The sequence below is a fragment of the Tistlia sp. genome (assembly GCF_040905785.1).
GTDB lineage: Bacteria > Pseudomonadota > Alphaproteobacteria > Kiloniellales > DSM-21159 > Tistlia.
On record NZ_JBBDQW010000032.1, the window covers coordinates 29,185 to 40,414 of the forward strand.

Annotated in this window: 15 protein-coding genes; 5 read left to right on the plus strand and 10 right to left on the minus strand. The window is 72.8% G+C overall.

All coding sequences use genetic code 11. The annotated features are described in order from the left end of the window. Nucleotides 1-51: 51 nt before the first annotated feature. From WD341_RS08220 to WD341_RS08230, 3 genes are all read right to left on the minus strand, one after another. The gene (locus tag WD341_RS08220) at nucleotides 52-1,020 is read right to left on the minus strand and encodes a calcium/sodium antiporter (protein ID WP_368424957.1); all 969 of its coding nucleotides are present in this window, start codon (nucleotides 1,018-1,020) and stop codon (nucleotides 52-54) included. A gap of 33 nt (nucleotides 1,021-1,053) precedes the next feature. Further along, a complete protein-coding gene (locus WD341_RS08225; RefSeq protein WP_368424958.1) occupies nucleotides 1,054-1,347 on the minus strand; it encodes a hypothetical protein in 294 nt (97 codons plus the stop codon). A 134-nt stretch (nucleotides 1,348-1,481) separates the two neighbouring features. After that, a complete protein-coding gene (locus tag WD341_RS08230) occupies nucleotides 1,482-1,901 on the minus strand; it encodes a DUF1465 family protein (RefSeq protein WP_368424959.1) in 420 nt (139 codons plus the stop codon). Nucleotides 1,902-2,132: 231 nt separating this feature from the next. On the opposite strand from WD341_RS08230, the gene WD341_RS08235 reads away from it, so the two are divergent. Then, entirely contained in the window at nucleotides 2,133-2,612 is a 480-nt protein-coding gene (locus WD341_RS08235; protein WP_368424960.1) for an Hsp20 family protein, read from the plus strand. Between the two features lie 80 nt (nucleotides 2,613-2,692). Here the strand turns inward: WD341_RS08235 and WD341_RS08240 are convergent, their stop codons facing one another. Next, nucleotides 2,693-3,154, minus strand: coding sequence for an acyl-CoA thioesterase (locus WD341_RS08240; protein ID WP_368424961.1), 462 nt, complete (start codon nucleotides 3,152-3,154; stop codon nucleotides 2,693-2,695). Nucleotides 3,155-3,287: 133 nt separating this feature from the next. Here WD341_RS08240 and WD341_RS08245 point away from each other — a divergent pair, with 133 nt between their 5' ends. Further along, on the plus strand, nucleotides 3,288-3,818 hold the full coding sequence (locus WD341_RS08245; RefSeq protein ID WP_368424962.1) for a PAS domain-containing protein: 531 nt from the start codon (nucleotides 3,288-3,290) through the stop codon (nucleotides 3,816-3,818). A 13-nt stretch (nucleotides 3,819-3,831) separates the two neighbouring features. Here WD341_RS08245 and WD341_RS08250 read toward each other — a convergent pair whose 3' ends face one another. The 4 genes from WD341_RS08250 to cobD form a co-directional block, all read right to left on the minus strand. Beyond that, complete coding sequence (locus WD341_RS08250) at nucleotides 3,832-4,620, minus strand: alpha/beta fold hydrolase (RefSeq protein WP_368424963.1); 789 nt, start codon at nucleotides 4,618-4,620, stop codon at nucleotides 3,832-3,834. An 11-nt stretch (nucleotides 4,621-4,631) separates the two neighbouring features. Beyond that, nucleotides 4,632-5,924 carry an O-acetylhomoserine aminocarboxypropyltransferase gene (locus tag WD341_RS08255; RefSeq protein WP_368424964.1) on the minus strand — a complete coding sequence of 431 codons (1,293 nt, stop codon included), beginning with the start codon at nucleotides 5,922-5,924 and terminating at the stop codon, nucleotides 4,632-4,634. Between the two features lie 485 nt (nucleotides 5,925-6,409). Next, a complete protein-coding gene (cbiB, locus tag WD341_RS08260; protein ID WP_368424965.1) occupies nucleotides 6,410-7,375 on the minus strand; it encodes an adenosylcobinamide-phosphate synthase CbiB in 966 nt (321 codons plus the stop codon). Nucleotides 7,376-7,378: 3 nt separating this feature from the next. Beyond that, the gene (cobD, locus tag WD341_RS08265) at nucleotides 7,379-8,404 is read right to left on the minus strand and encodes a threonine-phosphate decarboxylase CobD (protein WP_368424966.1); all 1,026 of its coding nucleotides are present in this window, start codon (nucleotides 8,402-8,404) and stop codon (nucleotides 7,379-7,381) included. 60 nt (nucleotides 8,405-8,464) lie between these two features. Here cobD and WD341_RS08270 point away from each other — a divergent pair, with 60 nt between their 5' ends. From WD341_RS08270 to WD341_RS08280, 3 genes are all read left to right on the plus strand, one after another. Beyond that, complete coding sequence (locus tag WD341_RS08270) at nucleotides 8,465-9,415, plus strand: class I SAM-dependent methyltransferase (RefSeq protein WP_368424967.1); 951 nt, start codon at nucleotides 8,465-8,467, stop codon at nucleotides 9,413-9,415. Nucleotides 9,416-9,554: 139 nt separating this feature from the next. Next, nucleotides 9,555-9,680, plus strand: a complete 126-nt coding sequence (gene ykgO, locus WD341_RS08275) for a type B 50S ribosomal protein L36 (protein WP_368424968.1) — start codon at nucleotides 9,555-9,557, stop codon at nucleotides 9,678-9,680. A 133-nt stretch (nucleotides 9,681-9,813) separates the two neighbouring features. Then, nucleotides 9,814-10,251: a GFA family protein gene (locus WD341_RS08280; RefSeq protein WP_368424969.1), complete on the plus strand. Its 438-nt coding sequence runs from the start codon at nucleotides 9,814-9,816 to the stop codon at nucleotides 10,249-10,251. 23 nt (nucleotides 10,252-10,274) lie between these two features. On the opposite strand, the gene WD341_RS08285 is transcribed toward WD341_RS08280, so the two are convergent. Together WD341_RS08285 and WD341_RS08290 are read right to left on the minus strand one after the other, a co-directional pair. Beyond that, the gene (locus WD341_RS08285) at nucleotides 10,275-10,889 is read right to left on the minus strand and encodes a hypothetical protein (RefSeq protein ID WP_368424970.1); all 615 of its coding nucleotides are present in this window, start codon (nucleotides 10,887-10,889) and stop codon (nucleotides 10,275-10,277) included. A gap of 20 nt (nucleotides 10,890-10,909) precedes the next feature. Further along, a partial coding sequence (locus WD341_RS08290) for an acyl-CoA dehydrogenase family protein (protein ID WP_368424971.1) occupies nucleotides 10,910-11,230 on the minus strand: 321 nt, incomplete at its 5' end.

Here is an 11,230-nt window from a genome sequence, read left to right on the forward strand (position 1 = left end):
CCCCCCCCCCCTTCGCTTGTTCGGGTTACGGCCCGGGTTGCCCGGCCCGGCTCAGGCCATCTGCGTGAACAGCACGGCGAGATAGGCCCCGTAGGCGGCCAGGAAGCCCAGCCCGAGCAGCCGCCCGAGACGGCGCCACAACAGGGCCGCGGCGATCAGCGCCGCCGTCGCCGCCAGCATCACCCAGACATCGAAGGCCAGGATCTGCGGCGGCACCGGAATCGGCTCGACGATCGCGGTGACGCCGAGGATGCCGAAGACGTTGAAGATGTTGCTGCCGACGATGTTGCCGAGGGCGACGTCGCCCTGGCGGCGCAGCGCCGCGACCAGGGTCGCCGCCAGCTCCGGCAGCGAGGTGCCGACCGCGACCAGGGTCAGGCCCAGGACGGTTTCTGACAGGCCGGCCTCGCGGGCCACCTCGAGCGCGCCGCCGACCAGCAGGCGGGCCCCGAACAGCACGCCGGCGAGCCCGCCGAAGGCCAGCAGCAGGGCCAGCGGCAGGCGCGAGGGCGGCTCGATCGCGGCCGTCGGGACCGAGGCGGCCTCCTGGCGGTGGAGCTCGGCCGAGGCGCCGCCGACGGTCCGCTCCTGGCGGTAGCTGAAGACGAGGTAGACCGCGAGCACGAGCAGGAAGCCGAGGCCGATGACCGGCTCCAGCGTTCCCGTGAACGCCAGGGTGAGGCAGGCCAGGGCGGCCAGGGCCATGACGCTGCCGTCGCGCCGGAAGGCCGCGGGCGCGACCGCGATCGGCCGCAGCAGGGCGCCGAGGCCCAGGATCAGCAGGATGTTGCAGGTGTTGCTGCCGACGACGTTGCCGATGGCGATGCCCGGCGCGCCGAGGAAAGCGGCCTCCAGGCTGGTCATCAGTTCCGGCGTCGAGGTGCCGAAGCCGACCAGCACCAGGCCGATCAGCAGCGGCGAGATGCCGAGTCGGCGCGCCAGCGCGACGGCGCCGCGCACCAGCGCGTCGCCGCCGGCCAGCAGGCACACCAGCCCGGCGGCGATCTCCAGATAGACCATGGGGGATGAGGCGTGTCGGGCCGGTCGCTGCGGTCAGGCCGCCGGCGGCGCGTCGTCGGCGGCCGGGCCGGAGGCCGAGAACTCCTGGCGCTCGGCGAACCAGGAGCGGCGCGCCGCCTGGGCGCCGATCACCAGAGCGACTACGGCCGCCGCCAGCAGGCCGCCCTGGAGCACGCCCGACGGCAGGTCGAGCACTCCGCCCAGGCCCCAGACGACGCTGAACTCCAGGCTGCCGACGACGAGGGCGACGAGGACAAAGGTGGCGGCGACGGCGGCGAGGGCGCCGAGGGAAGCACCGGCGCGGGCGGCCGAAGGGCGGTTCGACAAGGGAGCTCTCCGAATGGGCGCGGCGGGATGCCGGCAGCGCAACAGGTGGCGCCTCCCCGGCCGGAGCAGGAGCGCGATCTTTGCATGGGTCGGGGGCGAGCCATGCGCCGGCGGCATGGCGTGGCCGCGAGGCCTCAGTCGGGCGCCTGCGGCGGGGAATCGAGCAGTGCGTCCAGCCGTTCGACGCGGCTGTAGAGGGCATGGCTGCGCTGGAGCAGCTCGCCCAGACGGTCCGGCAGGGCGATGGGGCCGGCGGGCTCGGTGACGCCGCAGACCTCGTGGCCGGACAGGCGCAGCTCCGGGGCGGCGGCCTGGGTGCGATCCAGCTCGCCGGCCTGCACCGCCTTCTGGACCATGAGCCAGGAGACCACCTGGGTCAGGCGCGCGGTCATGCGCAGGCTCTCGCAGCTCGCGACGAGCTGCTGGTCCGGCGGCAGCGCGGCCTTGTCCCGGCGCTCCTGGTGCAGCACGTAGTCGCGCGCCTCGCGGGTCAGCGCGAGGGCCTCGCGGTAGGTGCCGTCCAGGAAGGAGATGGCGGTATCGGCGGCGGGCACGGCGCGTCCGTTCTGCGGCTCTCGATCGTCGGTCATAGGCCTGGAAAAGTTAAGATCCCCTTGGACGACAAGGCTTTGGCGCCTCTTGATCCGGGCTCCAGAGCTGCCCATCTAGCCTAACGTCGAGAGGCTACGCCGCAAGCGGGTTGCCTGTCGACGGACGCAGACTGGCCGCTCGACACGCTCGTGTGGGCGGCCGACGTGAAATCGCTCTGATGGAGGATTGAGCCAATGCGTAGCTATGACCTGTCGCCCCTGCTCCGCGCGACCGTCGGTTTCGACCGCCTCATGAACGTCCTGGATACCGTGGGACGGGTTGAGGAGGCGCCGAGCTATCCGCCCTACAACATCGAGAAGACCGGCGACAACGCCTACCGCATTTCCATGGCGGTGGCCGGCTTCGCCGAGGAGGATCTCTCGGTGGTGGTTCGCGAGAACCAGCTGCTGATCGAGGGCCGCAAGGCCGGCAGCGAGGGCGAGGAGGAGGCGCGGCCCGCCTTCCTGCATCGCGGCATCGCGACGCGGGCCTTTCAGCGGACCTTTCAGCTGGCCGACCACATCAAGGTCCAGGGTGCCAAGCTGGAGAACGGGCTGCTGCATGTGGAGCTCTATCGCGAGATCCCCGAGGCGATGAAGCCGCGCTCGGTCGAGATCGAGCGGGTCGAGCGCTCGCAGACCAAGGCGATCGAGAACCAGGCCGCCGCAGCCTGACGGCCGGAGGCCCTGATCGGGCCGACCTCAAGGAAGCGGCCGGGCGGCGACGCCCGGCCGCTTTTTCTTTGCCGCTTGCCTCAGGCGCTCCCGGGCCAGTCGATGACCAGCGGCTCGAGGCAGGCCCGGATGCCCGGCGGCATGGCCTCGCCCGGGCGCATCGTGCGGCGATCCACGAAGACGTGGACGAAATGCCCGACCGCCGCAGCCTCCGCCTCGCCCTCCTTGAACAGCCCGATCAGGTAGGTCACCGAGCTGCGCCCCAGGCGGCCGACGGCGAGGCCGGCCTCGATGATGTCGGGGAAGCTGAAGGAGGCGCGGAACTGGCAGTAGGTCTCGGGCGTGATGCCGATGGTGTCGCCGCCACGGATGTCGAGGCCGCCCTGGTGGATCAGCCAGTCGTTGATCACCGTGTCGAAATAGCTGTAGTAGACGACGTTGTTCACGTGACCGTAGACGTCGTTGTCCATCCAGCGGGTCGGGATGCGCAGAAAATGCGGATAGGTGCTGCGTGACAGCGGTGCGGCCGGCTTCTGGGGCAAGGCTCGGGACCTCCGTTCGGGTCGGTGGGAACCAGGGCGGGAACCAGGGTGCCGCGCCAGCCTATAGCAAGGCCGATGCCGCGCGCCCAGGGGGCAGCGCCTCCCGCCGCGCCGCCGTGCACGGGCCTGGCGGGTGAGCGGGTCCCGGAGCCGCAGCCCACACTCCTACGTCAGCGACGCCGCCGTCTGCAGCTCCGGGCGCATCGCCGGCTTCCACCGCTACTGGCAGGCCCTGTGCCGCGACGGCCTGCTGCCGTCGCGCACCGCGATCGAGCCGGACGACCTCAAGCCGCTGCTGCCGAACATCCTGATCATGGACGTCGAGCCGGCGCCGCTGCGGGTGCGCTACCGGCTGGTCGGCACGGCGATCGCCGAGACCTCCCGGCGCGACATCACCGGGCGCTACCTCGAGGAGCTCCGGTTCGATCACCCGCGCGAGCGGGCGGCGTTGGAGGCCGGTTACAGGCTGATGCTCGAGTCGCGCGCCCCGGTCTTCGGCCGGGTGCTCTGGCGCGCGCTCTCGGACCTCGAGCTGACCTACGAGTCGGCGATCTTCCCCCTCGCCGGGGACGGGCGCTCGATCGACAAGGCGATCGGGGTCGAGGACTACCTGGACGTCGACCCGCGCGAGGTGCTCGAGCGGGTGCCGACGCGGCCGGTGTAACCGGCGCGCGCCGTCACGCCAGACGCAGCAGCGCCTCCAGGGTCTCGCGCGGCTTCTCGGTCATCATCATGTGGCCGCAGTCGGCGATCGCCGCGACCGAGGCCCCGGGGATCAGGCCGGCCAGCTGCCGCCCGGCCCGCGCCGGCGTCATGCGGTCGTCCTCGCCGACGACCACGACCGTCGGGCAGGCGACCTGTGCGGCCAGCGCCTCGCCCTCGGCGAAGCCGGCGCAGGCCTGCAGGTCGGCCGACAGCACGCCGGGCGCGGCGCGCTCGAGCAGCCGGTTGCCGCCGCCGATCAGCCAGGTGCCGGCCTGAGGATGGCCGCCCAGATGGCTGCCGCCGCCGTGGCCCCAGGCGTTGATCATGTCGAGCGCTTCGTGCCGGTCGGCGGCAGCCGCCGCCAGCAGGTCGGGATGCACCGGCATGGCGGCGGCGCAGCCGCATAGGCCCAGGGCGCGGACCCGGCCGGGATGGCGCGCCGCCGCCGCCAGGCAGGCGAGCGCGCCCATCGAATGCCCGACCAGGGCGGCCCGCTCGAGCCTGGCAGCGTCGAGCAGACGAGCGAGCCAGTCGGCGAGAGCCGTCACGGTCGCCAGCGGGGGGCCCTCGCTGCGGCCGTGGCCCGGCAGGTCGACGGCCAGGACGGCGCGCCCGTGATGGGCGAGGTAGCGGCTCTGGGCGGCCCAGACGGTGCGGTCCATGCCGGCGCCGTGGACCAGCACGACGGCGGGCCGGCCGGCGTCGAAGGGCTGGCCGCCGGTGGCCGCGAAGACGCTGCGCTCGTCAATCGTTAGCTCCATGGCACTCGATCCTAGCGCTGCGAGGTGCGCAGGGCCTGGCGCAGGTCCGCGACGATGTCGTCGGGATCCTCCAGGCCGACCGAGAGGCGGATCATGTCCTCGCCGACGCCGGCGGCGCGCAGCTCCTCGCCGCTCATCTGCGAGTGGGTCGTGCTCGCCGGATGGATGATCAGGGTCTTGGCGTCGCCGACATTGGCCAGGTGCGAGGCGAGCTGGCAGGCCTCGATGAACTTGCGGCCGGCCTGGCGCCCGCCCTTGACCCCGAAGGAGACGATCGAGCCGGCGCCCTTGGGCAGCAGGCGCTCGGCCAGGGCATGGTCGGGATGCTCGGGAATCGAGGGATGCAGGACCCAGGAGACCGCCTCGTTGCCGAGCAGGAAGTCGATGACCTTCAGGCTGTTGGCCATGTGCCGCTCCATGCGCAGCGGCAGCGTCTCGACGCCCTGCAGCAGGTAGAAGGCGGTCTGCGGCGCCATCACCGCGCCGAAGTCGCGCAGGCCCTCGGTGCGGGCCCGCAGGGCGAAGGCGGCGGGGCCGAACTCCTCGGCGTAGTCGATGCCGTGGTAGCCGGCATAGGGCTCGGTCAGGGTCGGGAACTTGCCTGAGCCCTCCCAGTCGAAGCGCCCGCCGTCGACCAGCAGGCCGCCGATCGCCAGGCCGTGGCCGCCGAGCCACTTGGTCGCCGAGTGCAGCACCAGGTCGGCGCCGAGCTCGAGCGGCCGCGCCAGGTACGGCGTCAGGAAGGTGTTGTCGATGGCGACCGGCAGCCGGTGGCGCCGGGCGACCTCGGCGACCGCCGGCAGGTCCATGACCTCCAGGCCCGGATTGCCGACCAGCTCGCCGAAGATCAGCCGGGTCTCAGGCCGGATCGCCGCCTCGAAGGCCGCCGGGTCGCGCGGATCGACGAGGGTGGTCTCGATGCCGAAGCGCGGCAGGGTATGGACGAAGAGGTTGATCGAGCCGCCGTAGAGCGAGCGCGAGGCGACGATGTGGCCGCCCTGGCCCATCAGCGTGGTCACGGTCAGGAACAGGGCGGCGTGGCCGGAGGCCGTGCCGATCCCCGCGACGCCCTTGTCGAGGGCGGCGATCCGCTCCTCGAGAACGGCCACGGTCGGGTTGCCGATCCGGCTGTAGATGTAGCCGGGCTGCTCCAGGTTGAAGAGCGCGGCGGCGTGGTCGGTGTCCCGGAACACGTAGGAGGTGGTCTGGTAGATCGGCACGGCGCGCGCGCCGGTGACCGGATCGGGGCGCTGGCCGGCATGCAGGGCCAGCGTGTCGAGCTTGAGGAACTTGGCTTCGGCCATGGATCGCTGCCCCGCCTGCTGTCGTTGCGTGCGCCCGGGCGCACGCCCGGCGCCGCACCTTAGCGGCGAACGCAGCGGGGCAACAGTCGATGTCGGGGGGCGGAAGGTGGGGTCCGAAAAGGCGGAGGGCCGCTCGGCGTGGCGCCCGCGGCCCTCTCGTTATTTGAAGCCTTACCCTGCCAACTTGCCGGGACGAAGCCTATGAGGGTGTGACCCCCCGGTCAAGCGACTCTTGCGCGCGGGCGGCGGGCCCTGGCGTGCGGCCGGGCGCACAGGTGGGCGAGCCCACACAAAAACGCCGCCGGGCGAGGGCCCGGCGGCAAGTTGAACAGGGAGGCGTCACAAGGAACGGACCGAGGTCCGAACGATGAGCCCATCGTCCAGGGACGAATAGCGGGCTCGACCTGTGAAGCTTTACAACGCGAACAGTCAACGAATCATTAAGATCAGAAAGCGCCCGAGTCGGCAACCACTTTCGAGTGCGCTCATTTGATGGCGACGGCACCCAATGCGAGCAGCGCCAGGAGCACCCAGCCGAGCCGGCAGGCGTCCCGGTAGCGCCGCAGCGCCCGCTCGACGTCGCCCGGCCCGGCGTCGCTCTCTGCGCCCTGGTTCATCCAGGCATCCTCCACCACGCCCTCGGCGTAGGCGCGCGGTCCGGCGAGGGCGAGACCGAGAGAGCCGGCCATGGCCGCTTCCGGCCAGCCCGCGTTGGGCGATCGGTGGCGCCCGGCATCGCGGCGGACCGCGCCCAGGGCCTGCGGCAGGCGCTGCGGTCGGGCGAGGGCGATCAGCAGCGCCGAGAGGCGCGAGGCCGGCAGGTTGACCAGGTCGTCGAGGCGCGCCGCCGCCCAGCCGAAGTGGCGGTGGCGCTCGCTGCGGTGGCCGATCATCGAATCGGCCGTGTTCAGGACCTTGTAGGCGAACAGGCCCGGCAGCCCGCCGACGGCGTACCAGAGGGCTGGTGCGACGACGCCGTCGGAGAAGTTCTCGGCCAGCGACTCGATCGCCGCCCGGCAGACCCCGGCGGCGTCGAGCCGCTCGGGATCGCGCCCGACGATGCGCGCCACGGCCCGCCGTCCGGCTTCCAGGTTCGCGCCGGCGCCGTCGCCCTGCAGCGCGGCGGCGACGGCCGCGACGTGCTCGTAGAGGCTGCGCTGGGCCAGCAGCGTCGCGACCAGCACCACCTCGAGCGGCCAGATTCCCAGGGCCTCGAGGGCGAGGCCGAGCAGGACGGCGGCGCCGAGCAGCACGGCGAGCCCGGCGGCCCCGGCGAGGCGCGCGCGCCAGGGCGGGACGCCGCTTCTGTTGAGTCGCCGGTCGAGCCGGTCGATCGCGCGGCCGGCGAGCGCGACCGGGTGCGGCAGCCGCCGCCACAGCCAGGCCGGGTCGCCGACCACGGCGTCGAGCAGCAGCGCCAGGAGCAGCAGCAGGACCCGGGAGTCCTCCAAGGCTCAGGCGCCCAGCGCCGCCAGCAGGCGCCGCTCGGCCGCCGCGTCCGGTGGCAGCCCGACGCGCAGCCACCGCGGCCGCTCGGGAAAGCGGCGGACCAGGATGCCGGCGCGGCACAGCCGCTCGTACAGGGCGGGCGCGCGGGCGTGGTCGGCGAGCCGGAACAGGTCGGTGCCGCCGAGCGGCTCGAGGCCGGCCGCCGCGAGCAGCGCGTCGAGCCGGCCGGAGGCCTCGGCGAGGCGGCGGCGCGTCGCCGCGATCCAGGCCCGGTCCGCGAAGGCGCGTGCGGCGATCTCCAGCGTCGGCCCGGGCAGCGCCCAGGGTCCCAGCGCCTCGGCGAGCCGGCCGATCGGCCCGGGGTCGCCGAAGGCGCAGCCCAGGCGCAGGCCGGCCAGGCCGAAGAACTTGCCGAAGGAGCGCAGCACGACCAGGCCGCGAAGGTCGTCCAGGCCGGCCAGGGAGCCCTCGGGGTCGAGGTCGGCGAAGGCCTCGTCGACGACGAGCAGGCCGCCGCGGCGGCGCAGTCGCCCGGCCAGGGCGGCCAGCTCGGCAGGCGTCCGGCGGGCGCCGTCGGGGTTGTTGGGGTTGACCAGCACGGCGATCTCCGCCGCCTCCGGCAGGCGGCCGTCCTCGGTCTCGGCGACCTCGTGCCCGGCGGCGGCCCAGGCCCGCGCGTGCTCCTTGTAGGTGAAGCCGAGCACGGCGACCCGCCGGGGCGGCAGCAGCCGCGGCAGCCATTGGATCAGGGCCTGGGATCCGGGCGCCGCCGCCAGCGCCGCGGCGCCGTCCAGCCCGTAGTAGCGCCGCGCCGCCTCGGCGAAGACGGTCTCGGCCGCGGCCTCCGGCAGCCGCCGCCAGCTCTCGGCGGTCGCTTCGACCAGCGGGTAGGGCCAAGGATTGACGCCGGTCGAGAGGTCCAGCCAGCCCGCCTCCGGAATCTCGGCTAGCGCGTGCAGCGGGCTGCGGTCGCCACCGTGGAGCGGCGGCGGTCCGGCCGGGCTTCGTTCGTGTGTTAACGATGGCTTCACGATAACCGACTAGGCTTTCTGCCAGGAGTCATGGGCATCAGGCGAGGTGGGCCACACGGCATGTCAATCGCCGACGACAGTCAACGGAAAACCAAGGCCGGCGGCAAGCTGCCGCTGGGGCTGCGGCTCAAGGCCTGGTGGGACGGCTACGACCTGGAAGTGCATCGCCGGCTCGCGGCCGGCGACCCGACCCCTGGCCACGAAGTGCGCTACGAGCGCGAGCGTCTGGCCTGGGAGACTCCCCGGATCGACCTCGCCCAGCAGCTCTGGGGCGAGGGCTTCAACAGTCCCGGCGAGGCCGACCAGACCCGCGCACTGATCAAGCCCGTGGGCCTCAACGAATCCATGAGCGTGCTGGAAATCGGCTCCGGCCTCGGCGGCTCGGCGCGCCTGATCGCCCAGGAATTCGGCAGCTGGGTCACGGCCCTCGAGCCGAACCCCGGCCTCGCCCAGGCCGCGGCCGCCCTGTCCGAGAAGGCCGGCCTGGCCCGCAAGGCGGCGGTCACCGCCTGCGACATCGAGAACCTGGAGGTCAAGCGCGCCGGCTACGACTGCATCCTGGTCCGCCAGGCGCTGTTCGGCGTCGAGAACAAGCTCGGCGCTCTCAGCGCCATCGCCGAGGGCCTGAAGGCCAAGGGCCAGCTGATCATCACCGACTTCGTCAAGGGCGAGACCGCAGGGCCGATCTACGAGCGCTGGCGCAACGCCGAGGCGACCGCGGCCCAGCCGTGGCGCGCCGAGGACTACTCGGAGACGCTCAAGGAGCTGGGTCTCGATCTGCGCGTCGCGGCAGACGTGACCGCCCAGTACCGCGAGGCCCTGGTCGAGGGCTGGAGCGGCTTCATGGCCGATGTCGGCAAGCAGCAGCTCGACGCCGAGCAGGGCCAGATCGTCAAGGAGGAGGCCGAGCTCTGGACGCTGCGCAAGGCCGCGCTCGATGCCGGGGAGCTCAAGCTCTATCGCTTCCACGCGCTCTCGACGCGGGCCAACAAGCTGCTGTCCGACTGGTAGGCGCCGCCTCGCCTCCGCCGGGCCGACGGCCCCCACGCCGCGGCGCGAGCCACGTTGACAGCGGTCCGGGCGCCCGATATATAGCGCGCCTTCCGACAAGCCGAGAGGTCCGGCAGCGCCGCCGGCAAGGGTCATTCCGATGAAGGTCATCAACTCGCTCAAGACCGCGAAGACGCGCGACAAGAACTGCCGCCTCGTGCGCCGCAAGGGCCGCGTCTACGTGATCAACAAGAAGAACCCGCGCTTCAAGGCCCGCCAGGGCTGACGCCGCGGGACGCCGCTGCGCGTCCCGGCCGAACTTGCGAGGGAACTCTTCGAGGCCGCGCCGCCCCTGGGCCGCGCGGCCTTTGCTGTGCCAGGATGGCGACGCTCCTTCGAAGACAGGAAGGCTCGCCCCGATGACAGCCCCCCCGACCATTCCCGCGACCGCGCTTCCCCTGACGGGCGGCTGCCTGTGCGGTGCCCTGCGCTACCGGGTGACCGCCGCGCCGCTCGACGCCGGTTACTGCCATTGCCGGATCTGCCAGAAGCTCTCGGGCGCGCCGGCCATGGTCTGGGTCACAGTGCCCCGCGCCGGGTTCGGCTACACCGAGGGCGAGCCGCGGGTGCACCGCTCCTCCGACTGGGGCCAGCGCGAGTTCTGCGCCGCCTGCGGCAGCCAGCTGGTCTATCGAACGCGCGAGCCGGGTCCGACCCTGGATCTCAACCTGCCGAGCCTCGACGATCCCGAGGCGCTGAGGCCGCGCCGCCACGTCTGGGTCGCCAGCCGCCTGTCCTGGTACCGCACGGCCGAGGACCTGCCGGAACATTCCGGCGACGGGCCGATCGCGCCCTGAGGGGCTCCTGCCCCGGAAGCGCCTCACTCCATGAGGTCGACGCCGCGGTAGTCGTGGCAGCGCGAGCAGTGCTTGATCTCGAGGGCTTCCTCGATGCAGGCCTCGATGCGCCGGGCCTGCGCGACCACCGAGGGCGGCGCCGGCAGGCAGCTTGCGCGGACCGCCAGGATCTCGTCGCGTCGCTCCCACGCCTTGAAGCGCTCGGGCGAGATCTCGAGCAGGCGCAACGCACCGTGCAGGTAGCCCGGCGCCAGGTGCAGTCGGGCGATCTCCTGGACGACGGGGCCGGCGGCCTTGCGCGGGCAGGGGCCGTCGCCGCCTTCCTCGAGCCAGCCCATGATCGCCTCGACGTCGTGCTCGGCGATCAGGGTGAGCTGCAGGTAGAGCAGCCCTATGTCGCGGTCCTTGCCGGCGAAGCCCCGGTCGAGGGCTCGCACCGCGCAGTTGCACTGGTCCCGGCTGTAGCCGCGCGCGCGCTGGCAGGACCGGCGGAACTCGGCGTCGCCGAGCGAGAAGGGGCTTTCGAGGATCGGCGCGCGCTCCTCTGCGGCGACCGCCGGCGGCGCGAGGCAGGCCAGGGCGAGGAGCACCAAAAGGTGGAGCAGGAGGGGGCGCCGCCGCCGGTCCCTGGCCGGCACGGCCCTTCCCGGCGCCGTCGTCAATTGCGCCCGCGGGCGAGCAGGCCGCGGGCGATGACCTGGGCCTGGATCTCGGCGGCGCCCTCGAAGATGTTGAGGATGCGGGCGTCGCAGAGCACGCGGCTGATTCGATACTCCTGGGCGTAGCCGTTGCCGCCGTGAATCTGCAGCGCGGCGTCGGCGTTCGACCAGGCGACGCGCGCCGCCAGCAGCTTGGCCATGCCGGCCTCGATGTCGCAGCGCCGGCCGCTGTCCTTCTCGCGCGCCGCGAAGAGGGTTAGCTGGCGGGCGACCATGGTCTCGACCGCCATCCAGGCGAGCTTGCCGGCGACGCGCGGGAA